We start from the raw sequence: 23,147 nt of genomic DNA on the forward strand, positions 1-23,147 counted from the left end.
AGTTTTTTTAAGAGAATCTTAAAAGTAACCCTCGTGATTTATAAATTTTGATCGAGTTCTTTTTTTAAAGACTCGCATTGTCTTCGATTAGTTGATAACGTTTATTCTTGCTTGCCCATTTAAGGACTATAGTTAGACATTTAACGATTTGAAAAACACGAGAATTATAGGAACACGTTCCCCATAAACTCCTCCTCATGCTCACGCAATGGGCATGTGATTTTTACGCTAGGGATAAAACAACGATATAAAAAAACATGCGATTTCACTTAAGAAATCACATGTTTTGCCTGTGAAGTATTCTGCATTTGCCCGTTACTTACTAGCTAGAAACTCCGTCAAATAATTTACTGCAACGGACAGGGCTTTTTCGTCTGGGTTCAATTTATTGGAATGGAGTCCGTGCTCACTGTTCACCCCAAGCCAGAACATGACACCTGGAATTTCTTCTAGAAAATAGCCGAAATCTTCTCCCGTCATCGCTTTATCACAATCTTCGAACGTCACATGCTGAGAATTCTCAGCGCTCTGGACAAACGCCTCAGTCAAGTCAGCGTCATTGAAAACTTGGCAATAATTCGCTCCGTAGTCAATGGAGAGTTGGCATTGAAAACTTTCTTCAATCCCTCGGGCCATTCCTTCGATTCGTGATTTGATTTCATTCATAGACTCAATGGACAATGTGCGGATCGTCCCTTCTATTCGAGCCTTTTCAGCGATAATGTTTTGTTTTGTCCCTGCTTCTATTTTTCCAATTGTCACTACGGCAGAGTCAAGCGGGGAAATATTTCTTGCTACGATGCTTTGCAATTGGGTCACATAATGACTCGCTGCAACGACCATATCTTCAGTGGCATGAGGGTAAGCCGCATGCCCGCCTTTACCAAGAAAATCAATAAATAACTCACTCGTGTTAGCGAAGAGAATCCCTGGTTTCGTAGCGACCGTTCCAACTGGTAACTCGGGAGCAATATGGAGTGCGTACATTTCTTCCGGCTTCCAAGTCTGAAATTCTTCAGAAGCAAGAAGTGGTTTCGCTCCACCTGGTCCTTCCTCTGCCGGTTGGAAAACAAAGACGATGTTTTGCTTAGGCTGATTGACAGCAAAATGTTCAACCAAAGCCATCCCAATCGTCATATGAAAGTCATGACCACAGGCGTGCATCATTCCGTCGTGCGTAGATGAAAAAGGAAGGGATGTCTCTTCTACAACTGGAAGACCGTCTATGTCTGCTCGGTAACCGATCGTTTTCGTAGGCTGACTTCCTTTGATTTTCACTAACACACCTGTTTTCCACGTTTTCATCTGTAAATGATCTTGTGGACAGGCTTTTATCACGTCTAAAATAAATTGCTGTGTCTTCGTTTCTTTGAAACCGGGCTCTGGAATTTGATGAAGCGCCCGGCGTCTAGCCACCAGGCGCTCCTGCAAATTGTGATCTTGTTGATTCATATCGATCACTTATTAAGCTTTCTTAGTTCTTGCTTGATTTCCGTTTTGCCTTTTGTACGATCGTCAATTTCTTTAATGACTTTCGCTGGCGTTCCAGCAACAACCGTGTTAGGCGGTACGTCTTCTGTTACAATTGCTCCAGCTGCAACAACTGCACCTGCTCCAACTGTTACACCTTCAAGGACAACAGCGTTCGCTCCAACGACAACACCGTCTTCTACGATAACAGGTTTAGCAGAAGGTGGTTCAATGACACCAGCCAATACAGCGCCTGCTCCAATGTGACAGTTCTTTCCTACAGTAGCTCTTCCGCCAAGGACAGCGTTCATGTCGATCATCGTTCCTTCTCCAACGACTGAACCGATATTGATGGAAGCACCCATCATGATCACCGCTGAATCACCAATTTGAACCTGCTCACGAATAAACGCGCCTGGCTCGATACGAGCGTGGATATTTTTCATATCTAACAACGGAATCGCAGAGTTGCGACGATCGTTTTCAACAACGAAGTCTTCCACTTTTGACTCGTTATCTTTCAACGCTTGCTGAATGTCTTTCCACTCACCGAAAAGAACACCCGTATTCCCTTGAATAAATGATTTCGTGTTTGAACCGAAATCGATTCCGTCCAAGTCACCTTTAATATGTACTTTTACTGGTGTTGATTTCTCACTATTTGAGATAAAGCTAATGATTTCATTTGCATCCATTTGTTTCATGAATAATTCCTCCTTCAAATCTTAGAACTCCTTTTCATCATAGACATTTCAACAAAAAAATGCAATGGAAGAGGCGTCTAGAAATGACAAAAAACACGAAAACCGGCTTCTTGGCTGCCGGTTTTCTCATCGTTTATCTATTCATTGTGAAAATAACCCTTTTTCTGTGAACCAAACGACTTGGATCGTCGATTGTTCATCTGCTCTTTCGATCATCAATTCATGATCGCCACTTTCATAAATCTCATTCCAATAGCCGTCCATTTCGTTTACCCCTTTATGAATCGCTTGTTCATCAGCAAGCTCGTCCAAGTCTTTTCTTACTTGCTCTGGGAGGGCATCTCCCCTAACCGCAATGGCTACAATAGTTTCCGTTTCTGGACCCGTAAAATAAGTCGCGTGATCATATATGTAATAAGGGCCGCCTTCAAAATATCCTTCTTCCAATGGCTTTCCTTCGATCTCTATGATTGTTGCGATGGACTTACCAAGGTCTGCACGTGCAAAATCTACGAAGTCTGTTCCTTGTCCAGAATCATTCATTTCAAGATGGAATGAATCACTTTCGGTTATATGCGTGAGTTCTTCTCGATTGTTTTCTTTAAGAACTGCCTGTTGGGCCTTGTCCGATTGATGGCTCAAGACAGTTATAGTATCTACACTGAACATGAAGCTAGATAATAACAGAAAGACTAAAACAACAGAAAAAAGAACATTTTTATGTATCATCATAGCTATACCCTCTCCATCTCATTTCGTATTGTAATATAATTGTAACATTAAAGAAATATAAATGAAATGGTGTTTTTAATATTCTGATAAATGGTCAGGTAAAATGATAGAAAGGGTTTAATACGCCGGACAAACCTCGGAACGGCGGAGCTCTTTTGTCCCTTTTTTGCTTGTTTCGAGACAAACCTCAGTACAACGAGGTTCGTTTGTCCCCTTTATCCTTCCTAAAATCGAAAGAAACGCATCCACAAATCAAAGATCTATTATTTCCTAAAAAGCGAAAAAAACCAGACACCTAAGCGTCTGGTTTTGTGAAACTATGAAAATACTTTTGTAATAAATACGGTTGTCTCTCTCGCTAAATCGACTTCGTCGAAAAGGAAATCGTCGCCGTTTTGCCAGAACGTACGGACAATAGGGCGTTGGGGGAGTCCTTTATGCTGACCGGTGACAACACCGATTGCCCCGGTATTTAATTTCACTTGAGTCCCTGACGGATAAAAGGCGATACAACGAAGAAATTTCCAGACAATGCTATGGTCATACCGAACATTTGTCAGACCCATGATCTGTTCACAAGCTTCATGAGGGAACATTCCTTTCGCTTGCTCTCCGCGAGAGGTGAGATGATCATAATCATTTGCCACAGCCACAATTTTTGCTAAGAAATGAATGTCATTTGACTCCATTCCCCTTGGTTCACCAGATCCATCGACGTTCTCGTGGTGGGTTAAAGCGATATGGGCAGAAAGTGTGCTAATGTCAGCCGATTTTCTTAAAAGATTAAACCCTTTCCACGAATGATGCTTCATGAGCTCATCGTCGCGATCGTATCCGACGGGAATATCTTTTTTTCGAACACTTCCAACCAATTTTCCAATATCGTGTAACAATGCTCCTGTAGCTAATTCCTGAATGCGTTTTTTATTTAAACCTACTTGCACCCCTACCATGACTGACATGATACATACGTTTACTAAGTGTACAAATAGCTGATTATCCTTCGTGCGAATATCCGTCAGGTGGAACAACACATCGGAATTCACCATCACTTCAGCAATCATTAGGTCAACCACGTCACTGATTGCCTTCCCGTCAAGGGGTTTGTCTTGCTGGATGTATTGAATCGAATGGGCCACAGCTGAGACGGCTTTTCTTCTCGTCGTTTCAGACACCACTTCTTCTACTTCCACATCTTCAAACCGATCGTCCTTGACGAATAACGATGAAACCCCCATCTGACGCAACTTAGAAATTAATCCAATCGTTAATGTGACTCCCTCGTTCAAGAGAATTCGACCATCACTGGCAAAAATATGTCTGCCTAGTTTTTCACCTTGTTCCACTTTATCAATAAATACATATCTCATTTAACCGCCCTCAAAATTTCATTTTCCAACATGTTCTTCAACAATCGATTGAAGATTCTTCTTATGAAAACCAATCACTTGGTGTTCTCCGTATAATGTCAGAGGCGTTCCGATAGGATTAATGGACTTCCATTCTGAAAAATGCCCCTCATTTTCCGAAATATTTCGCTCATCCACTTTCATCCTATGTTCATGTAAAAACGCAATCACTTGCTCACAATAAGGACAGCCTTTACTAGTATAAACAATGACCTCTCCGTTCACCTGCACCACTCCCACCTGATAGGACTATATATTTAGTTTACTACAGATGATTCCGATCAACTCCCTTTTTCTAAAAATACTTCAGTGGAATTTAGGCATGGGTAATAAGTCTTATAGTTGTGATTTTGATTCAGGTTGTTTAGGTTCTGTTTTCTCTGCATGATCATCCATATGAATACGTCTCGTAGGGTAAGCAATAGACACCCCTTCTTCTTCTAAGATCGACATGATTTCTAAATTTACTTCTTGTTTAATTTCCATGTATTCCGTCCATAGAGTTGATTTCGTAAAGAAATAAAGAAAAATATCAAGACTGCTTTCGTTAAACTCACTGAACCGAACAATGATCAGTTCTTGATCGATATCGTCCCTTTCTCTGAGCATCCCTTCAATCCGGGCCACGCAAGTATCCATCTTCTTTCTAGGGGTTAAATACTCAACACCTAAATTAAAACTAATTTGTCTTTTGCCCATTTTCGACCAGTTCTCAATCGGCTCATTGGACAAAGTTGAGTTAGGTACGACGACCAATGAATCAGAAAAGGTTCTGATTTTTGTACTCCGAAAGGTAATATCTTCTACAAAACCGTTAACAGACGGTGTTTCAATCCAGTCGCCTAAAGTGAAGGGTTTCTCCGTAATAATAATTACTCCTCCAATAAAGTTGCTAATAGAATCTTGAGCAGCAAGGGCGAAGGCTAGTCCGCCTATACCAAGACCTGCCACAAATCCATTCACGTTATACCCCCACAGATCAGCAATAATGCTAAGAGACATCACCACGATGGCAAAGCGAATCAGTTTAGAAAGAAAGGGTAACAAGATTTGATCCACTTCAATTTCCAATTTCTTACCCACTCTAGTAAAGAGAGCTGAAGAGGAAGCAGAAAGGTTAAACAGCCCCCAGGCAATATGGAAAATAATCAATGACTGTAAAATCCTCATCACAGAAACGTCATAGGTGTGTGGAAAAGGAAGATAAACAAAAGCTGCATAAATACCGAGCACGACGAAAAAGGATCGCAGCGGTCGTTCAAAGGCGAGCAGCACATTCGTCACCACATGCGTCGGTGCTTTATTCGCTACACTTAAAATCAATTTAAAAACATACGTCGTGAAAATTTTTCTGAACACTAAAAATAACAAAAAGATCCCTAATGCTATTAATAGTTCTCCCCAAGTGAAGGTATAGATCCAATGATTCATAAAATACTCCTTTTAAGTTAGCTTTAGATTCAGGTAGTTTCAGATGAAAAAGAACTCTCTATTCCTAAGAGAGTCCAAGTCTACATTCAAGAACATAAGTGCTTTTTAGTCCTATGTAAATTAAGAGCAGAACCGTAATAAGAAACGATAGTAACAGGACAGAAAGATGCAACATACCATAACTGTCACTCCATAATATCGCACTGACTACAGGACCATTCCCCAATTATTAAGAATCTACGTCTTTTTTTATATTAACTTGAATATTTATGACTGTAAATGATATACTTTGTCATCATAATAGATATAAAGAAGGTACCTGAGATGAAAAAACAATTTGCAATTATCGGCTTAGGTCGATTCGGCACAAGTATTTGTAAAGAATTATATCATATGGGTCACGAAGTGCTGGCCATCGACAAGGATGAAAAAAAAGTCGAAGAGGCTAATCAATTTGCTACCCATGCCATCTACGCAGATGCAACGGACGAAGCATCCCTTATAAAAATTGGAATTCGAAACTTCGAACACGTTATTGTAGCGATCGGTGAAGATATTCAAGCAAGCATATTATGTACCCTCCATTTAAAGGATTTAGATGTCCCGAAAGTATGGGTAAAAGCTCAGAACAGTTACCACCATAAAGTATTGGAAAAGATCGGAGCAGATCGCATTTTCCACCCTGAGAAAGACATGGGAAATCGTATTGCCGAGTTTTTAACATCTGAGAAAGTATTAGATTACATTGATTTATCTGCCGACTACAGCATTGTCGAAATTTTGGCAACGAAGAAAGTGAACGGTAAATCGTTAATCGATCTAGATGTTCGCGCCAAGTACGGTTGCACCGTCTTAGCCATTAAACAAAAAGGGAAAGTAGACGTGACCCCGAACCCTAATGACCCACTTCACCAAGGTGACATTTTCGTCGTCATTGGAAATAAAAGAGATTTAAGGCGATTCCAAGAAGGGGCTCTTTAATAATCGAATGATAATAGAAGGATTCTTTGCCAGGAATGGCACTACAAGCACTTATTTAGCTTTCTACTATACCAACAGTAGAAAGTTTTTTAACTTTACAAAATTGTCAAACTTTTTTAATGATAGCGGTTTCATTTCTCTTATCTACGTGGTTTAATATATTTATAGGGAGTAACATCTTGTACCATTGAACATCATTTCACTAAATTCCAACCACACTTTGGGGGTGCTAATGTATGAATGCCATTGAATTAAATAATGTAGTCAAACGTTTTTCGAACGGCTCTGATATGACGTTATTGTTTGAAGATATGAACTTAACCGTTCGCGAGGGGGAACTCGTTGTTATATCAGGCGAAGAAGGAATAGGTAAATCAACACTTTTACGAATGATCGCGGCCATGACACCTGCGAACAAAGGATCCGTCCAAGTTTTCGGTGAAGACTTAGTAAGTATTAGAAAACGCACGGAATGGCGCTTAGCAAACATCGGCTACATTAATGACGAAGGCTGTTTAATGCCTTATTTATCGGCTAAACAAAATCTGTTAGTCGGTTTAAAAGAAGAAGATCCTCAGTACGCCGAACGAGAAAAAGAAGCGAAAGCCATTTTAGCGGATCTCGGCTTTTCTGAAGATAAATTCAAAGAGTCCATCGAAGGACTAGATGATAAACATCAAATGCTTGCGACCATTGCTCGCATCCTAATGACCAGTCCGAAGATCATTTTAGCGGATGAACCGACGAAAGAGTTAGAAGGTGAAGATGGCGCAGCAGTCCTTGACAAGCTACTCCATTTCGCTAAAAAACAAGGATCAACAGTCATCATTGTCACGAACGATCCTTCCATCCATCATTTAGCTGACCGTCACTTCACAGTCAGTAATCGCCAATTAGTTGAAATTGATAAGGATGAACAAGTTCATTAATCACAAACAAAAGCCCACAAAGGATGTGGGCTTTTCTCGTGTTCGCATATTGGTTAGCGTGGATCAGGAGCCGTTTGAACCACTGTACATAATGGCTAAAATAGTTAGAACCGTATATGTAATAACAACCGCCCCTGCGCCAAAAAGTAATAAGATAATCGCAGCTTTTTGGACTTTTCCCATTTTCATCACACCTTTTCATTTATCTGGTATACCGTAGATAGATTATCGAACGCACCCTTCATCCATGCCATTCATTGGCCCATTCATGTTGAAGGTGACTTGTCTGTTATATCAACGTGACTTCATTTATAGCCTATATGATTTAAAGACTACTTACAAAAATATTTTCTTCGCTAAAATTCATTATGCCAATAAATTCACAAAAAAGAAAGACATGAAGACCAAGGTAGCCGCTAGAAGAAAACTTCCATGCCAAGTAAGGCGTTTAGTGAGACCTTGTCCAAGGTTTTGTTCACGTAATTCATCGATCGTCTCGTTTAACACTTCAGTTAAATAACTGGACCTCCCTTTTCTTTTAATCTTTAAATGTATGGTGTTCTTCGATTCATCATTCATGGGGGACTCATCCCAGCTGAATGTTATTTTTTCATTGGTCTCTGGCAGTAAATAATCGAAGGGATTCTCATCTTCCTTTTGGTCTTTTGAAAACGTGACATGATAGAACTGGAAGTTCTTTTCGAGACTCTCTTCTACCTGTTCTTTTGACGTGTTATAAATGACTAAATGCTCTCTGCCTCTTATGAATATGAGAGCGGAGAAAATAATAATGAAAATGACAGCGGTTTGTAGAGTAAAGTATTCTATGAAGATGTCTCGGTCAATATAAAAGAGTATCCCCGCTCCCACGAATGCCAAGACTGAAATACTCCAATGATTTTTATAATAAACTCCTTGCTTCATCCTCATCTGAATCCATTCAACCAGTCCAGTAAAATAAAAAATAATAAGCGGTATCAATAGGCTAACATACATCTGGAAACCAACCTTTCTTATGAGGACTTCTTTGCTACTAACTTAGCGGCAGGTTAACGACGTTCAGATCATACACTTAACCTGTTCGTCGCTTATCTCTCATGTTAGCTACGTTCATGCCCTCTTTCTTACGTTGAACGTCGCCAATCTCTCATGGTAGCTTCGTTCAAGCCCTCTTTCTAAGCTGTTCGTCGCCAATTTCCTATGTTAGCGACGTTCATGCCCTCTTTCTTACGTTGAACGTCGCCAATCTCTCATGTTAGCTACGTTCATGCCCTCTTTCTTACGTTGAACGTCGCCAATCTCTCATGTTAGCTACGTTCAAGCCCACTCTCTTCGTTGAACGTCGCCAATCTCTCATGTTAGCTACGTTCATGCCCTCTTTCTTACGTTGAACGTCGCCAATTTCCCATGTTAGCGACGTTCATGCCCTCTTTCTAAGCTGTTCGTCGCCAACCTCTCATGTTAGCCACGTTCATGCCCTCTTTCTTACGTTGAACGTCGCCAATCTCTCATGTTAGCTACGTTCATGCCCTCTTTCTTACGTTGAACGTCGCCAATCTCTCATGTTAGCTACGTTCAAGCCCTCTTTCTTACGTTGAACGTCGCCAATCTCTCATGTTAGCTACGTTCAGGCGCGCTTTATACGCTGTTCGTCGTCAATCACACTAATTTCCGCTACTTTCCAATCATCTTTCGCTTAAATTAAGCGATGCGCCCACTCAACTTGGCTGTCGGAAACATATAGTAATACAGGATAAATCGTGCCGAGGGGTGATCATAATGAGCGAGCGTAAAAACAGGGATATTCAACCGATTCACGAGAAACCTTTTGGGGATATTTTACATTCAATGGATAACTTTTTCAATCAGGCGATTCAACACTTGCACAGTCCGAAGACGATCCCCGTTTATCAATATGAAACACGAGATCAGTATATTATTGAGGCTGAATTGCCGGGTATCAAGAGAGAGCAAATTAGATTAGATATTTATCAAAACTACGTTAAAATTGGCGTTCATAACGAATCTTTCATTGAAAAAAAAGACGATACTAAAAGGAGCTTGGAGCAATCTCTTCGATATCAACGGGCCGATCGGATTGTGACTCTTCCCTTTGCCGTCAATGAAGAAGATGTAAAAGCGAGTCTATCTCAAGGGTTGTTAACGATCCGGATTCCAACCAAACGTAAGAGAATTCCAATTGACACGAAGGAGGTGTAAGAAATGTTCTTTCAACGTCCACAATCTTATCAACCATACGATTATCAACCACCCTATCATACACCGCCGCACCATTGGCATGGGCATCAACAGCCGCCTTTTTATCAGCAAGGGCCCTATCAAGGATATCCTCCTCAATATCATCAACAACAACCAGGAGGATACCCAGCACCATTTGCTCAGCAGAAACCTGCGTCCAAACTAATGAGTGCTTTTCAAACGAATGAAGGAAAATTCGACTTTCAAAAAGCGATGACGACGATGGATCAAGTCGTCAAGACAGCCAATCAAGTCTCCCCCTTCGTGAAACAAGTAGGCAGCTTTTTCACAACGAAATGAATATATTAAAAGGAGACAAATAGGTCTCCTTTTTTTACATTGCTTGTATTGTGATATAGGAGAAAATCAGAAACCCAGCTAAGAGCAACGCCCCATGCCATTTAAGACGTTTTTGAACGTCTTTTTCTGCCCCTCTTTTGATTAGAGTCTCTCTCAAATCAAACCACTCGTTCTCCAATTCACTTGGCACCTTCCTTTGCAGTCGCACATGGACAGTATGAGCGAAATCGCTATTTAAAGGAGACACATCCCAATCGAGATTAAGCTTTTCTTTCGTATCTTCCAAGACGTATTCTATCTTTTTGCTTTGCTTGTTTATCTCTTTTGATACGCGCCCTTCATATGCTTTTAACTTATCATCAACCACTCCCTCTACCTCTTTTCCAGATGATTGATAAACAGTTAGATGATAAACACCTGAGATTAAAGAGGAAATCATGTAAAACATTAATACAATACCTATCGCAATAACTAACCAGACCTGATCAGATAAGTATGTGAAACTTAGGTAAATCAAAGTTACAAGCCCTATTCCCCCCAATAGATGTTGAATCCAGGGGAGTTTTTCTGAAACGCCATGCTTTCTGATCTGGAAGAACCGTACAATCCCTTCCACAAACGCAATAAAAAACGGGACAATTGTCAGCCATACGAAAAACATTTAAACACCTCTAAGTTATGATAAAATAGTCGCTAAGGAGTTGATAGCAATGAATGAAACGATGAAAACCATTCTAAATCACCGCTCGATTAGAAAATTCAAGGATCAACCTTTAGCCGAACAAGAAATTGAACAATTGGTTCACGCAGCGCAAATGGCTTCCACTTCTAGCTACATACAAGCCTACAGCATCATTGGCGTTGAAAATAAACAAACGAAAGCAGAATTAGCCACACTTGCAGGAAACCAACCTTATGTAGAACAAAACGGACATTTCTTCGTGTTCTGTGCCGACCTTTACCGGCATACCGTCGCGGCTGAAATGGAGGATCTCGAAATCACACCGGCTATTGAATCCACTGAAAAATTCATGGTTGCCGTCATTGACGCCTCTCTCGCAGCACAGAATGCAGCCGTCGCCGCAGAGTCTCTCGGTCTTGGAATTTGCTATATAGGTGGCTTACGAAACGAAATTGAAAAAGTTTCAGAACTTCTTCAATTGCCTGAATACGTGATTCCTTTATTTGGGATGGCCGTGGGGGTGCCTGATGCTGAAACAGATCAGAAGCCACGCCTGCCGTTAGAAAACGTGTATTATAAAGAAACGTACCCGAATGAAAAGCAGAAGGTTCAACAAGGACTTGAAAACTATAACGAGACGATTTCAGCTTATTATCATGATCGAACCGATGGAAAACGAAGCGATCGTTGGACGGAGCAAATGTCAAATATGTTAAAAACACCTCGTAGAATGCATATGAAAGATTTTGTTCAAGGTAAGGGCTTTATGAAATCGTAGTACTCCAGAGATACTTCATTAATGATAAAGTGTGCCTTTGTAGGACTGACACTTACTGTTAATCTTTAGTTTTGGAAGTTTCAAGACTAAGAATTAACATTTCGGCTTTGTTTGTCTCTTAACTCGTAGATTCGAGACTAACTTTCTAGATTCCTCTTCTGTTTGACCCGTATATCGTCGTTGCGAGACTAAGTATTAGGATCTCTTTTCTGTTTGTCTCGAATCTGGCCTATTCGGGACTAACTTTTCAGGGTCCTGCTTTGTTTGTCTCGAGTCTGGCAGGTTTCAAGACTAAGTATTCACAGTTCTACTTTAGTTTGTCTCGCAACTCGCTCTTTCGGGACTAAGTATCGATTTTCTCCCTCTGTTTGTCTCTCAACTCAACGAGGCAAAATTAATTTCGCTCCCCCCTAATTAACTCTTCCCCAACTTTCATCATAAATAAATAATATATACGTTTATCATATTCCTTTTGCAGACACTAGGTTTACTGATATACTAATGCTATGTTTATTATAAAGACAGAATGTTCTCACAATAGAAGGAGGATTTATTGATGACGAAGAAGATGAACGTTGAAAGCTTTAATTTAGACCACACGAAAGTCAAAGCTCCGTATATTCGCCTTGCTGGAACTACTGAAGGAGCGAAGGGGGATACGATTTACAAGTACGACCTGCGCTTTTGCCAGCCCAATAAAGATCATATGAACATGCCTGGACTCCATTCTTTGGAACACATGATGGCTGAATTCAGCCGCGATCACCATTCTCAGATTGTCGACATTAGTCCAATGGGATGCCAGACAGGTTTTTACCTTTCAATTATTAATGATGAAAGCTATGATAACGTCATCGAGCTAGTTGAAAAAACGCTTAATGACGTGCTAAAAGCAACTGAAGTCCCTGCATGTAATGAGGTTCAATGTGGTTGGGCCGCTTCTCACTCCTTAGAAGGAGCTAAAGACATTGCGAAAGAGATGTTAAATAAGAAAAACGAATGGCGAGAAATATTCGCCTAATCAATCCCAATACAACAAATGAGCACCCCTCTAAAGGGTGCTCATTTTCATAATTGTTTCTGCATGGTCACATGCAAAATATTCGCATCGTAAAAAGTGTCAGATACGGTTTCATAACCTAGCCGTTTGTAGAAGTCCTCAGCTTGAATTTGAGAATTTAGCTTCAATAGTTCTAACTCATTTTCACGAGCGACTTCTTCCATTTTATTAATAATTAAAGCGCCTATCCCTCGACTACGGTCGTCGGATAACACGCACACTCTCTCAGCCTTAGCTGTCAGGTCCATAACGCGCATTCTTCCTGCTCCAACAGGTCGTTCCTCTTCGTAAGCCACAAAATGAATCGATGCCTTTTCTTGATCGTCTACTTCGATTTCCTCAGGGACACCTTGTTCAACAATAAACACTTGCCGCCGAATGTTGTAAACATCTTTCAGCTGCTGTTCTGTGCCCGCTACTTCTACACGGATCATTGATCGTTTTTACCTAACAGGAACGTTTCATAAACGGTCCACGTGCCGTTCTCTAACTGATAAAGTAATGAGAAGCGATCTATCGTTTCTTCATGGTTAATTGTTTCCAATTCAAGACGCCCAATCACATCAGACAATTCATCGTAATTCATTTCCTGACCTATCGTAATATGAGGAACAAAGGCATGCTCCAACTTTTTCTCTAATGTGCCTGAATTTAGCTTTTCATGTAATGAAGTCAATTCGGCATTTTCTCGCACTTTCATATAGATCGTGTTGGTCACCGGATAAAAGGAACTATATTTATACACGCCCAATGTGAACGGAACCGATTGCTCAGCAACTTTTCTAAGGTGAGTCACTAGTTCACTAGCTTTCTCTTCTTCCATTTCAAATGGATCTTTCAGCGTCAAATGAGGTGGAACTTTCGCATACTTTGTGTCATACCTCTTGCGATAGGAGTTCGCAATATCCTGTAATTTTTTTGATGGAAAAACAGCAATTCCGTATTTCATTTTATTTCCTCCTCTAGTTCATTACATTTATTATATAAGTATTGAATTTCTATTCATCATAATATACTTCTTCATTCAATTCAAAAATCCTTTAAAATATAAAACGTTTTCATAAAAAAGCACGATATTTCGACGTAAAGCTGACCTGCGTTTAATTGAGAAAACTCCTCTTAGACGGAATTTTCCTTAAATTATGCTAAAATGGTAGAATAATAGAAAATACATCATCTTAGGAGTGAACCATATGACAAAAAAACAACCGATCCACTGTCATGTCGTGGAAAATGCAGCACGTAATCTTCTGAAAGAGCGCGGAGTGTCCATCGAGGCCATCGCACAAATTGTATATGATATGCAGATTGAATATAACGAAACGCTGGACATGCATGACTGTGTCGAAAGCGTTAATGCAGTTTTGGAAAAAAGGGAAATTCAGCACGCTGTTCTAGTAGGTGTTGAACTGGATAAATTGGCTGAACAGAAGAAACTTTCTGAACCGCTCCAATCGATTGTGGAAATGGATGAAGGCCTTTTCGGAGTCGATGAAACGATTGCCTTAGGTTCCGTTTTCGGTTACGGAAGTATTGCCGTGACGACCTTTGGCTATTTAGACAAAGAAAAAGTAGGGATTATTAAAGAGCTAGACTCTGACCATACAGACAAAGTTCATACATTCCTTGATGATCTCGTTTGCAGCATTGCAGCAAACGCCTCGAGTCGTCTTGCCCACCGCATCCGTGATCGTGAAGAGAAACTACGGGAAGAAGAAATTGAGCACCGAGATCAAGAAGAACGAATTGGTTAATTCACTGAAAGGGATTGGGAACGCCTGAAAAGGTGGTCCAATCTTTTTTTCGTTCATCTTCACTTGATTCTTTTTATTGGGAGTGGTATTCTTTCTAGCAATGAGTGTACTTTTATGAGGTGAAAAAAAGATGGCAAATAAACCGAGATGGATTTATTGGAAGCAAATCTTCACGTCTAAGTTTCAAGCAAGCTGCCTCAAAGCCAAAATTGAAGATAATTGGATCAATGGCTACGAAGTGGGCCCCCTCGTTGAAATTCGAAAATTAAAAGACGATCGCTATGTCGTCCGCTATACATACGACGAATAAATCAACTGGAAAATTCTCTAACCTAATTTTCTAAAATCTATTGACTTCAGATCATTTTTCTTATATATTAATACTTGTCGCAACAAACACTGTTACGCGTACAACCATCATTACATAAGGGCTGTTAGCTCAGCGGGAGAGCACTTGGTCGACAACCAAGGGGTCACTGGTTCGATCCCAGTACAGCCCACCATACATACATGTTTAACCTCTTGTTTGAAAACAAGAGGTTTTTTATTTTGGATTTATTAGATGTTTACCATGAAAATGAACTGGGTTATTAGGGTGTCCCTTTACATTGAGTAAGGAATACCTGCCATAAACCAAAAGCTTTCCGAAGTAATGGGTAGCGTGATTTTACTCAGTAGTAAACCACATAGCTAACCAATAGACAATTCTCAAAACGCTTATCTCATGCGCATTAAAGGTTAATTATATTAAAGAGTCTTGTAGGTCTCTGCGATCAAATTTCAATAGAAACAGAAATTAATTATAAAACATTAGTCAATTACTGCATTATAATAAATAAAAAGATAAATAGCCGATGAGAGGGACTACAAGAAGAAATAAAAAGACTGTAGCAATAATAACAGTTATAGCAGCTTGAACATTCCCTTTATAATTTTCAAATAAGACGATTGCTAAAAGAAAAGATGGCATGCCAGATTGAATAATGATAACTTGTTTAATGATTAATGGAGCGTCTTTAAAGGAAAGAATGATTAGAGCGATGAATGGTAATAAGATGACTTTCGTTGTTACTACTACCAATATGAATTTACTATAATCCCGCTTTATTAGATTAAATGATTTTTTATCCCATTCTCCAATCAATAATCCGATATATATCATGGCTAGAGGAGCTGAGAGTCCAGCTAAAATTTCACTTAGATCCATAACAAAGTTTATTGGAGAACGATCATTAGATAACATGATGACACTAATGAGTAATGTCACAAACGGCATGTTGAAAAGAGATTTCATTTGATATAATTTAAATTTATCCGGTTGCAATAACATTACCCCAAGAGAAAATACTAGCATCATCGAAGACGCATCATAAAAAGCTGCAAATGCTCCAGCTTCTCCCCCTAACATGATAGCAAGAAATGGAATTCCAATAAAACCAGTGTTTCCCAACCCTGAAAGGACGGCTGCTTGCCGAGAACTAAATGAGGAGTAATTAAAGGCACGCGTCAAACCATACCCTAACAACATTCCTATGATATTCAGCAAGAATCCCATAAAAAATACCGTACTTATTAATGACCAAGTTTGTTCATCTAAAACTAAATTAAACACACTTTGGATCACAACCCCAGGTAACGCAAGGTTAATGACGATAAAAGAAACAAACTTTTTCACATGATTGGTTACAACTAGCCTTTTAGAAATGAAAAATCCTGCAATAGCAATCGTTGTAAGTAGTAACACGGGATTTAATAATGTGATTAAATTCAATAGTCATGTTACCTCCAAATTCCACCATTTCCTTTTGTTTATTATGCTATCAACTTAAGAAATAAAATGGATTCATTTAACAGTTGTTTCTAGTATAAGAGAGTTAATTTCGACTAGTTTATGTCTAAAAATAAAGAGTGACAACAACGTTAAGATAACTTCTTTAATACAGATAAAGCTCTTGTTTTTTTATCAAGTAACACATCTTCAATTTTTGATTTATCTTTATTTACGATGATCAAATAAATATTTCGATACTCTTTTATAGATTTCATTAAACTCTCTGGGTGCGATAATGTAATATATCGGAATGTCGTCCATTGTTTATTAAGCTTGTCATATAAATCGAGTAACACTCTATTATTGGAGATCTCAAATATTTTTTCGTGGATTTCTTCGATATAATCGAAGCTAATTCTAAAGTCTTCTTTACTAATAGAAAGCTCAACTTTATTCAACAAATGATCGAGCTCTTTCACTTTATCATCTGTATCTGTGGAATCTATCCCCTTACATACGGCATACCGCGTCAATTCATAAACAACATCGTAAAATTCTTCAATTTCAGAATAAGAGTATTTTCGAGCAAAAACACCTTTCCTTGGTACTCGTTCAACAATCCCTTGATTCTCCAAAATATACAAAGCTTCTCGAATTGGTGCTCTACTTGTACCGTATATTTCAGTGAGTTCTTTCTCTAAAAGCCTTTCCCCTGGAGATATTTTACCTTCAACAATTTGAGTAGTAATATGATCGGCAATTTTTTGAGATAATGTATCATTCGCTATAGGATTCAATTTATAACCCTCCTATTCTTAAAAAATATTTTGGTAGTGTTCTAAGATTAGAAAATCCATATACTTTTATTAGGTTATGTAAATAACTGTTGTTGATTTCAGAGACTTCCTCGAGACTCTGATTCACAGGTTAGACAGTCAGCACCCTCTATAAAAGTAACCGTGAGTGCGAAGGTAGTGAAACGGGAGTCGATGTCTCCTTTGTGCCTTTTGTTTGGACTAGGAAACATCACCCTCAATAAACGGAAGACTATATAAAACAGAGTGAATCTGGCTGTAAAACACTTTTCCAATGCTCTTGTGGTTTCTAAAGCGGCTCGAGGTTTGCCGGTAGGACGTACGCGGTTATTTTTCTCCATCCACACTCGCTGAAAACAATCTATTTTAATAGTATAAAGAACCTAAGCTAATGTAAATAGTCAAACCACGTTATCTGCCAGCTACTCCACCATTATTTCTCCCTAAGTTGTAATACCTTCTCTAAAATTGGAACACTAGTTGTAGCTGCATGAATCCCTAAGGTACTAACCAATTCAAATACTTCCGTAATCTCTTCTTTACTTGCACCAAATTCAAGAGCATTCCGAATATGCATTCTCATCCCTTTTTCGTTTAAATGCGTACTAGCTGAATCCACTGCTAAAGAGACAAATTGTCTCATTTTTTGTGTGAGTTGCCCATGTTTTAAAGGGACGGTGGATAGCCCTAAATATGCTGAAAAAATTTGTGGACTTAACCGTAATGGAGCATCCCATATTTCATCCCAATAGCCATGTTTCTCTATAAAACTATTCTTCATCTTTAGCTGTTGCTCACTTAAATCTTGAGAAACGTTCATGCCTATTTTTTCAAGTTCATCTATTAATATAGGGCCCCCAAAGTGAAAGGTCTGCATCCCAAGAAGGCTTGCTATTTCAATGACTTCCAATATTTCTTCTGTGGTAGCACCATACTCTAAAGCATTTTCCATATGTGCTTGCGTTCCAGGTTCATACATATGTGTTGCAGAAACATCAAAAGCAATATAAATAAGTTCTTTATCCTTCAGACTTATATGTTTTTTTTCAAATGGCACTAATGAGAAATCTAAATATTGTTCAAGAAAATAGGGATCAAGATTTAACATACTACTCCAAATGCCCTCTGACCAGTAACCTCTTTTATCTCTAAATTTTTGTTTGATTTGCTCTTGGAGTTCCAAGACTTCTTCATTTTTCTTATGGATATTTTCGGATTCATGTCGGTATTCTTTCATATTTTTCCCACCTTTACTTAGTATAGGTAAATTTATATATACAAGTGAATAATTGTATGTTTTTTCATTTAATACGCACAACCAACCCTTCCAAATCATCGCTATATTTCGGGAATTTTTTCATGACTAGAGGGTCATGCCCAGGAATAATTAAGTTTGGGTCGTCAGATAAATACCTGACCATATCAAATGATTTATACATATTTTCTAGATCATGAATAGTTGAAAAAGGCCTTTCAAGATTTAAATTCTCATAATAATGTGCTGCATCTGAAGCCAGAACAACTCTTCCTATAGACGTTTCTACTGTCACAATTTGCAAGCCAGCTGAATGTCCACCAGTTTTATAAACATTTACTCCTGGAAATATCTCTTCATTACCATCCACGAACTTTAATTTGTTTTTTAAATTCTCTCTTACTAAATAGACAACATCTTCTGATTCAATATGATTTAAAAACATTGGTTTTGACGCATATCTTCCTGTCCAAAATGCCATTTCTGAATCTTGTACAACGAATGTTGCATTAGGATAGCTATCCAAATTTCCGATATGATCGTAATGCATATGAGTAAGGATCACATGCGTTATATCATTTCCGTTAATGCCAATATCTCTTAAAGAATCTACTGGAGCACGAAGAAACTCTCTCCCTCTCTTGTTTCCTACTTTTTCAGTAAATCCAGTATCTACTAAAATCGTATGTTGATCTGATTTAATTAACCAAACGTAATAATCCATTGGCATAGATCGATCTTCATGTATGTCATTGTAGTGTCCATAAAAATTATCTTTTGCTTTTGCTTCTCTGGTTGCGTATCTTATGGCAAAGACTTCATAATCATTAGCACGATTCATCACTACCAACTCCTTTGAGTCAATATCGCTTATACTGTAAAACCGCCATCTGTTACAAGCACCGTTCCTGTTATCCAATCAGAATCAGAAGAAGCCAAAAAGACAACAGGTCTAGCTACATCGCTGTATGTGCCCAACCTTTTAAATAACGTTTTATCTATTCGCTTTTTTAGAGACTCCTCATTAGCATTGACATTTAAGAAATCTCCATCTATTGGTCCTGGTGCTATTGCATTCACATTTATATTATAAGGAGCGAGATCTGTCGCTAATACTTTGGTCATGGAGTTTATCCCACCTTTAGACGCGGCATAAGCTGTTCCACCCGGTAGACCATTCGTTGCCGCTACAGAACTAATATTAATGATTTTCCCTTGATTATTTTCGACCATCATCTTTGTAAAAGCTTGAGTGACTAGAAAGTATCCTCTTAAATTAACGTTCATTAACTTGTCCCAATCATCTAATTCATAATCAAAAATATGATTATATTTCAAAAATCCAGCATTGTTAACTAAAATATCAACTTTAGTAAATGTCTCTTTTACATAGTCTGCAGTATGAGAAATGGAAGAAGGATCACTAACATCCATCTCAATAGCATGAACTGAATTCGTTACTTCAGCTTCAATTATATTCACGGTTTTACGCAACTCTGTTTTATTTATATCTGTTGCAATGACTTTGGCTCCTTCTCTAGCAAAATGTAAAGATATTTCTCTGCCTAAACCACCACCAGCACCAGTAACGACAGCGACCTTATCCATTAATTTTTTCATACACCTTCTCCTTTTGAAGTATTTAGATCAATTTGCCCGTAATGAAGGTAACCAAGTAACTATTTCCGGGAACAGGATCAAAATAATCACTGCAATCATTTGGATGACAACAACATTGATGACCGATTTATACACTTCTTTTAAAGTAACTGAAGAAGGTATAACTCCTTTGATTGTAAATAGTAACATTCCAAATGGAGGGGTCACATTTCCAATACTTAAACAAATTAATGCTATAATACCGAACCACACGAGGTCATAACCCAATACTGCAACCACAGGAACAAATAACGGGATCGTAATCATGACGATAGACATAGGTTCAATAAAAGTGCCTAATAATAGGATGACGAGCAACATAAAAATGATCGTGACTATAGAAGGAATGTCGAGAGCTAAAACCACACTAATTAATCCTCTCGTTGCTCCAGAAAAGGCAAGTAACTGACTAAAACCCGCAGATGCGGCAAGAATTAATAGAATCATGCTACTAATTTTTAATGTTCCAAGCACAGAGTTCTGAATCATTTTTTTATTAAATCGACCATAAAACATAGGTAATATAATCGACCCTAAGGCACCAATAGCGGCTGATTCTGTTGGGGTTGCAATTCCAAAGAAAATTAATCCGAGAACAGTACCAATTAATAGGACTGCGGGTAGAACATATTGGATTAATAATCTGATTCTTTCCTTCCATGTTGAATTATCTATTTCATATCTTGGTGCTAAGCTTGGATTCTTCACACCTAAGAAAATGTAATAAATTAAGAACATGACCGTAATCATTAAACCTGGAAGAATACCAGCAATCAGTAAATCCCCAACCGATATTTGCCCTACACTACCTAACAAGATCGTAACAGTACTGGGGGGAATGATAATGGCTAATGAACCTGCAGCTAAGATAGGTCCAATAATCATTTTAATGTGATAACCTCTTCTTAACATTTCAGGAGTCAACGCTGATCCTAGCATGGCTGCATTCGCAACTGCTGAACCACTAAGGGCTGCAAACATTGTACCTGTAATATTGGCTAATATACTAAGTCTGCTGGGGAGCTTTCCTAATAATTTCGAGATCACATCTAACATTTTTAGAACTAAACCTGAATGAAATAATACCTCCCCCATTAATATAAATAACGGAATAGGTGTAATACTAAAAGAAGTCATTGAACTAAAAGCGCTGTTGACTAAATTCATAGCGCCAGATGAAAAACCGATAAATATAGTAGATAAAATAATGTTGACTGTAATAAATGCGAAAGCGATTGGGACTCCTATTAAAACAAAAAATATGAGTAATACAAAAAACAATAATATAATTGTGTACCACTCCATAAATTAACCCCCCATCATATGTAGTTCATGTGATCGTCATTTTGTCTTATGATCGGTTCTATTGTAATAAGTTATTTACTTGCTCCAAAGGATCTTCCTCCTCAATCTTCTCTTGAATACCAAAGAGGTTTGTGATGATCATGACTAGAAATCTAACAATTAGGAAAAAGAATCCAATAACCATTGGAATGTAAAGCGCGAATCGAGGCCATGGAAAGCTTCCCATGTTTACCGTTCCGTTGTTATAGTGATTGAGTGTAATATTAAAGCTAAACCAAAAGTATATGGCACATGCAACTCCAGCGATAATAGACACTAAAATGGTATTAAACCTCAACGATTTCCCTTTAAGCTTGTATGTGAAAATATCGACGATAATATGTGCGTTTTTTCTTAAAACCCATGGAGCGGCTAAAAAAACTGTCCCTAACATCAAGTAACTAGCCAATTCATTTGTCCATAAGATAGAATTATTAAATATCGCTCTGCTTCCTACACCAATGCAAACTGTCAACAGCATCGAGATGAGAAAAACACCTGAAATAGTTAATAAAATGTTTTCTAACATGGTCACATAACGATTAACTACCTTAGTCACTTTTTTGAAGATATCCATATTTATATCACCTCTTTAAAGGAAGAGCTCTCCTTCGAATAGTTGTATTCATTCTATTGAGGAGAGCACCTCAATTAGTTAAGATCTATTGCTTGAAATATTCTTCCATTTCTTCGATATTATCGACTCTTTCGGCCAACCATGCCCACGAGTTCTCTTCAACTAACTCTTCGAATCGATCAGCATCTTCCAACTCGACATATTGAACTCCTGCCTCTTCCATTTCAATACGTTCTTCTGCCAAAATCTCTTCAACCATATCTCGAGATTCTAAATAAGCATCAATAGCAGCATTTGTAATAATTTCTTGGAGATCCTCAGGTAAGTCATTCCATACATCTAGATTGGCTAGTATCATTTGGTCTGCTTCATTAAAGTAAGGCATAATTTGGCTTCCCGTAATTTCCTGTGCGCCTAATTCTGGCAAGGCGTAATTTGTCCATGCATACCCATCGATTAATCCTCTTTCTAATGAACTATAAATTTCCCCTGCTTCGAGAGCAATAGCATTTGCTCCTACAGCTTCGATTACTGGTACATAGTTTGCTGTTCCACGAATATCCAAACCTTCAAAATCAGCCGTGGAATTTACTTCAATATCTTTACCAACGTGTAAAGCAAAGTTCCCTTTACCAGCTCGTCCAATTGCTTTTGTATTCATCTTTTCTTCGTGGAATCGACTGATATATTCGATACTGCCTCTTTCCACTTCTTCCTCATATTCAAGTTGAGAAAAACTAAGACCTAATACTTCTGGCACTACGTCTGCATAATATGAACCAGCGACCCACCCCATATCAACTGTACCGTTTTGAACAGCTTCCCCTTGAGTAAATGGCGGTATTGCTTCAGGTCCTCCCACATAATCAATCTGGATCCTACCATCACTTTCTGCTTCCACAATTTCGGTGAAAATAGGAAAACTTAGCATTTGTGGGTTGTCTTCGTCAAGAGAAAGGACAACGCTGAGCGTATATGTTTCTCCGTCATTTGCAGGCTCATTCGCATTTTCGTTCTCATTTTCGTTTTCATTATTTGCATTCTCGGCAGCAACATTCTCATTTCCATCATTAGAATTTTCACTTCCATTTGCTTCATCTTCATTGCCTCCACATGCAGACAACAAAAGTACGAACAATACTCCAATGACCATTAAAGTTGCCCATTTACTTTCCTTCATAAATCTACCCATAATAAGATTTCCTCCTTTTAATAAATACATATTTAAATTAAAATC

26 protein-coding genes and 1 tRNA gene are annotated in these 23,147 nt (G+C 38.5%); 9 read left to right on the forward strand and 18 right to left on the reverse strand.

Annotated elements, in window-relative coordinates:
- Window positions 1-315: 315 nt before the first annotated feature.
- From CR194_RS09025 to CR194_RS09050, 6 genes are all read right to left on the reverse strand, one after another.
- Complete coding sequence (locus tag CR194_RS09025; protein WP_110609954.1) at window positions 316-1,452, reverse strand: N-acetyldiaminopimelate deacetylase; 1,137 nt, start codon at window positions 1,450-1,452, stop codon at window positions 316-318.
- Between the two features lie 5 nt (window positions 1,453-1,457).
- Window positions 1,458-2,174, reverse strand: coding sequence for a 2,3,4,5-tetrahydropyridine-2,6-dicarboxylate N-acetyltransferase (gene dapD, locus CR194_RS09030; RefSeq protein ID WP_110609352.1), 717 nt, complete (start codon window positions 2,172-2,174; stop codon window positions 1,458-1,460).
- Between the two features lie 141 nt (window positions 2,175-2,315).
- A complete protein-coding gene (locus CR194_RS09035; RefSeq protein WP_110609353.1) occupies window positions 2,316-2,906 on the reverse strand; it encodes a hypothetical protein in 591 nt (196 codons plus the stop codon).
- Window positions 2,907-3,223: 317 nt separating this feature from the next.
- Entirely contained in the window at window positions 3,224-4,276 is a 1,053-nt protein-coding gene (locus tag CR194_RS09040) for an HD-GYP domain-containing protein (RefSeq protein WP_110609354.1), read from the reverse strand.
- Between the two features lie 18 nt (window positions 4,277-4,294).
- Entirely contained in the window at window positions 4,295-4,540 is a 246-nt protein-coding gene (locus CR194_RS09045; RefSeq protein ID WP_158282216.1) for a glutaredoxin family protein, read from the reverse strand.
- 111 nt (window positions 4,541-4,651) lie between these two features.
- Entirely contained in the window at window positions 4,652-5,746 is a 1,095-nt protein-coding gene (locus CR194_RS09050; RefSeq protein WP_110609356.1) for a mechanosensitive ion channel family protein, read from the reverse strand.
- A gap of 324 nt (window positions 5,747-6,070) precedes the next feature.
- Between CR194_RS09050 and CR194_RS09055 the strand changes: the two genes are divergently transcribed.
- Complete coding sequence (locus CR194_RS09055) at window positions 6,071-6,727, forward strand: potassium channel family protein (RefSeq protein ID WP_110609357.1); 657 nt, start codon at window positions 6,071-6,073, stop codon at window positions 6,725-6,727.
- A gap of 236 nt (window positions 6,728-6,963) precedes the next feature.
- Window positions 6,964-7,656, forward strand: coding sequence for an ATP-binding cassette domain-containing protein (locus CR194_RS09060; RefSeq protein WP_110609358.1), 693 nt, complete (start codon window positions 6,964-6,966; stop codon window positions 7,654-7,656).
- A gap of 366 nt (window positions 7,657-8,022) precedes the next feature.
- On the opposite strand, the gene CR194_RS09065 is transcribed toward CR194_RS09060, so the two are convergent.
- A complete protein-coding gene (locus tag CR194_RS09065; RefSeq protein WP_233254289.1) occupies window positions 8,023-8,580 on the reverse strand; it encodes a hypothetical protein in 558 nt (185 codons plus the stop codon).
- A gap of 855 nt (window positions 8,581-9,435) precedes the next feature.
- Here CR194_RS09065 and CR194_RS09070 point away from each other — a divergent pair.
- Together CR194_RS09070 and CR194_RS09075 are read left to right on the forward strand one after the other, a co-directional pair.
- On the forward strand, window positions 9,436-9,876 hold the full coding sequence (locus tag CR194_RS09070; RefSeq protein ID WP_110609360.1) for an Hsp20/alpha crystallin family protein: 441 nt from the start codon (window positions 9,436-9,438) through the stop codon (window positions 9,874-9,876).
- A 3-nt stretch (window positions 9,877-9,879) separates the two neighbouring features.
- Window positions 9,880-10,215, forward strand: coding sequence for a YppG family protein (locus tag CR194_RS09075; protein ID WP_110609361.1), 336 nt, complete (start codon window positions 9,880-9,882; stop codon window positions 10,213-10,215).
- Window positions 10,216-10,249: 34 nt separating this feature from the next.
- On the opposite strand, the gene CR194_RS09080 is transcribed toward CR194_RS09075, so the two are convergent.
- Window positions 10,250-10,876 carry a hypothetical protein gene (locus tag CR194_RS09080; protein ID WP_110609362.1) on the reverse strand — a complete coding sequence of 209 codons (627 nt, stop codon included), beginning with the start codon at window positions 10,874-10,876 and terminating at the stop codon, window positions 10,250-10,252.
- A 49-nt stretch (window positions 10,877-10,925) separates the two neighbouring features.
- Here CR194_RS09080 and nfsA point away from each other — a divergent pair, with 49 nt between their 5' ends.
- Complete coding sequence (gene nfsA / locus CR194_RS09085) at window positions 10,926-11,675, forward strand: oxygen-insensitive NADPH nitroreductase (RefSeq protein ID WP_110609363.1); 750 nt, start codon at window positions 10,926-10,928, stop codon at window positions 11,673-11,675.
- 556 nt (window positions 11,676-12,231) lie between these two features.
- Entirely contained in the window at window positions 12,232-12,696 is a 465-nt protein-coding gene (locus CR194_RS09090) for an S-ribosylhomocysteine lyase (RefSeq protein WP_110609364.1), read from the forward strand.
- Between the two features lie 47 nt (window positions 12,697-12,743).
- Here CR194_RS09090 and CR194_RS09095 read toward each other — a convergent pair whose 3' ends face one another.
- On the reverse strand, window positions 12,744-13,169 hold the full coding sequence (locus CR194_RS09095; RefSeq protein ID WP_110609365.1) for a GNAT family N-acetyltransferase: 426 nt from the start codon (window positions 13,167-13,169) through the stop codon (window positions 12,744-12,746).
- The gene (locus CR194_RS09100; RefSeq protein ID WP_110609366.1) at window positions 13,166-13,684 is read right to left on the reverse strand and encodes a YjcG family protein; all 519 of its coding nucleotides are present in this window, start codon (window positions 13,682-13,684) and stop codon (window positions 13,166-13,168) included. Before CR194_RS09100 ends, CR194_RS09095 begins: the two co-directional genes overlap by 4 nt.
- A gap of 244 nt (window positions 13,685-13,928) precedes the next feature.
- On the opposite strand from CR194_RS09100, the gene CR194_RS09105 reads away from it, so the two are divergent.
- The 3 genes from CR194_RS09105 to CR194_RS09115 all read left to right on the forward strand — a co-directional run bounded on the left by CR194_RS09105 (window position 13,929) and on the right by CR194_RS09115 (window position 14,992).
- A complete protein-coding gene (locus tag CR194_RS09105) occupies window positions 13,929-14,489 on the forward strand; it encodes a phosphatidylglycerophosphatase A family protein (RefSeq protein WP_110609367.1) in 561 nt (186 codons plus the stop codon).
- A gap of 130 nt (window positions 14,490-14,619) precedes the next feature.
- Entirely contained in the window at window positions 14,620-14,799 is a 180-nt protein-coding gene (locus tag CR194_RS09110) for a hypothetical protein (RefSeq protein WP_110609368.1), read from the forward strand.
- 118 nt (window positions 14,800-14,917) lie between these two features.
- A tRNA-Val gene (locus CR194_RS09115) sits at window positions 14,918-14,992 on the forward strand.
- 323 nt (window positions 14,993-15,315) lie between these two features.
- On the opposite strand, the gene CR194_RS09120 is transcribed toward CR194_RS09115, so the two are convergent.
- From CR194_RS09120 to dctP, 8 genes are all read right to left on the reverse strand, one after another.
- Window positions 15,316-16,260 carry an AEC family transporter gene (locus tag CR194_RS09120; RefSeq protein ID WP_110609369.1) on the reverse strand — a complete coding sequence of 315 codons (945 nt, stop codon included), beginning with the start codon at window positions 16,258-16,260 and terminating at the stop codon, window positions 15,316-15,318.
- Between the two features lie 149 nt (window positions 16,261-16,409).
- Window positions 16,410-17,057: a GntR family transcriptional regulator gene (locus CR194_RS09125; RefSeq protein ID WP_110609370.1), complete on the reverse strand. Its 648-nt coding sequence runs from the start codon at window positions 17,055-17,057 to the stop codon at window positions 16,410-16,412.
- Window positions 17,058-17,508: 451 nt separating this feature from the next.
- A complete protein-coding gene (locus CR194_RS09130) occupies window positions 17,509-18,312 on the reverse strand; it encodes a carboxymuconolactone decarboxylase family protein (RefSeq protein WP_158282217.1) in 804 nt (267 codons plus the stop codon).
- Window positions 18,313-18,376: 64 nt separating this feature from the next.
- Window positions 18,377-19,171 carry an N-acyl homoserine lactonase family protein gene (locus CR194_RS09135; protein WP_110609372.1) on the reverse strand — a complete coding sequence of 265 codons (795 nt, stop codon included), beginning with the start codon at window positions 19,169-19,171 and terminating at the stop codon, window positions 18,377-18,379.
- Between the two features lie 29 nt (window positions 19,172-19,200).
- Window positions 19,201-19,950 (reverse strand): SDR family NAD(P)-dependent oxidoreductase, encoded by a 750-nt coding sequence (locus CR194_RS09140; protein WP_110609373.1) that lies wholly within the window; start codon window positions 19,948-19,950, stop codon window positions 19,201-19,203.
- A 27-nt stretch (window positions 19,951-19,977) separates the two neighbouring features.
- Window positions 19,978-21,294, reverse strand: coding sequence for a TRAP transporter large permease (locus CR194_RS09145; RefSeq protein ID WP_110609374.1), 1,317 nt, complete (start codon window positions 21,292-21,294; stop codon window positions 19,978-19,980).
- Window positions 21,295-21,352: 58 nt separating this feature from the next.
- Entirely contained in the window at window positions 21,353-21,910 is a 558-nt protein-coding gene (locus CR194_RS09150; protein WP_110609375.1) for a TRAP transporter small permease, read from the reverse strand.
- A gap of 85 nt (window positions 21,911-21,995) precedes the next feature.
- Window positions 21,996-23,102: a TRAP transporter substrate-binding protein DctP gene (gene dctP / locus CR194_RS09155; RefSeq protein ID WP_158282218.1), complete on the reverse strand. Its 1,107-nt coding sequence runs from the start codon at window positions 23,100-23,102 to the stop codon at window positions 21,996-21,998.
- Window positions 23,103-23,147: the final 45 nt, after the last annotated feature.

Source organism: Salipaludibacillus keqinensis (genome assembly GCF_003226325.1).
Classification (GTDB): domain Bacteria; phylum Bacillota; class Bacilli; order Bacillales; family Salisediminibacteriaceae; genus Salipaludibacillus; species Salipaludibacillus keqinensis.

Excerpts from the sequence above, each read along its gene's own strand:
- CR194_RS09025 (WP_110609954.1), bottom strand. The coding sequence starts at position 1,452 with ATGAATCAACAAGATCACAATTTGCAGGAGCGCCTGGTGGCTAGACGC.
- dapD (WP_110609352.1), bottom strand. The coding sequence starts at position 2,174 with ATGAAACAAATGGATGCAAATGAAATCATTAGCTTTATCTCAAATAGT.
- CR194_RS09035 (WP_110609353.1), bottom strand. The coding sequence starts at position 2,906 with ATGATGATACATAAAAATGTTCTTTTTTCTGTTGTTTTAGTCTTTCTG.
- CR194_RS09040 (WP_110609354.1), bottom strand. The coding sequence starts at position 4,276 with ATGAGATATGTATTTATTGATAAAGTGGAACAAGGTGAAAAACTAGGC.
- CR194_RS09050 (WP_110609356.1), bottom strand. The coding sequence starts at position 5,746 with ATGAATCATTGGATCTATACCTTCACTTGGGGAGAACTATTAATAGCA.
- CR194_RS09055 (WP_110609357.1), top strand. The coding sequence starts at position 6,071 with ATGAAAAAACAATTTGCAATTATCGGCTTAGGTCGATTCGGCACAAGT.
- CR194_RS09060 (WP_110609358.1), top strand. The coding sequence starts at position 6,964 with ATGAATGCCATTGAATTAAATAATGTAGTCAAACGTTTTTCGAACGGC.
- CR194_RS09065 (WP_233254289.1), bottom strand. The coding sequence starts at position 8,580 with ATGAAGCAAGGAGTTTATTATAAAAATCATTGGAGTATTTCAGTCTTG.
- CR194_RS09070 (WP_110609360.1), top strand. The coding sequence starts at position 9,436 with ATGAGCGAGCGTAAAAACAGGGATATTCAACCGATTCACGAGAAACCT.
- CR194_RS09075 (WP_110609361.1), top strand. The coding sequence starts at position 9,880 with ATGTTCTTTCAACGTCCACAATCTTATCAACCATACGATTATCAACCA.
- CR194_RS09080 (WP_110609362.1), bottom strand. The coding sequence starts at position 10,876 with ATGTTTTTCGTATGGCTGACAATTGTCCCGTTTTTTATTGCGTTTGTG.
- nfsA (WP_110609363.1), top strand. The coding sequence starts at position 10,926 with ATGAATGAAACGATGAAAACCATTCTAAATCACCGCTCGATTAGAAAA.
- CR194_RS09090 (WP_110609364.1), top strand. The coding sequence starts at position 12,232 with ATGACGAAGAAGATGAACGTTGAAAGCTTTAATTTAGACCACACGAAA.
- CR194_RS09095 (WP_110609365.1), bottom strand. The coding sequence starts at position 13,169 with ATGATCCGTGTAGAAGTAGCGGGCACAGAACAGCAGCTGAAAGATGTT.
- CR194_RS09100 (WP_110609366.1), bottom strand. The coding sequence starts at position 13,684 with ATGAAATACGGAATTGCTGTTTTTCCATCAAAAAAATTACAGGATATT.
- CR194_RS09105 (WP_110609367.1), top strand. The coding sequence starts at position 13,929 with ATGACAAAAAAACAACCGATCCACTGTCATGTCGTGGAAAATGCAGCA.
- CR194_RS09110 (WP_110609368.1), top strand. The coding sequence starts at position 14,620 with ATGGCAAATAAACCGAGATGGATTTATTGGAAGCAAATCTTCACGTCT.
- CR194_RS09130 (WP_158282217.1), bottom strand. The coding sequence starts at position 18,312 with ATGAAAGAATACCGACATGAATCCGAAAATATCCATAAGAAAAATGAA.
- CR194_RS09135 (WP_110609372.1), bottom strand. The coding sequence starts at position 19,171 with ATGAATCGTGCTAATGATTATGAAGTCTTTGCCATAAGATACGCAACC.
- CR194_RS09140 (WP_110609373.1), bottom strand. The coding sequence starts at position 19,950 with ATGAAAAAATTAATGGATAAGGTCGCTGTCGTTACTGGTGCTGGTGGT.
- CR194_RS09145 (WP_110609374.1), bottom strand. The coding sequence starts at position 21,294 with ATGGAGTGGTACACAATTATATTATTGTTTTTTGTATTACTCATATTT.
- CR194_RS09150 (WP_110609375.1), bottom strand. The coding sequence starts at position 21,910 with ATGGATATCTTCAAAAAAGTGACTAAGGTAGTTAATCGTTATGTGACC.
- dctP (WP_158282218.1), bottom strand. The coding sequence starts at position 23,102 with ATGGGTAGATTTATGAAGGAAAGTAAATGGGCAACTTTAATGGTCATT.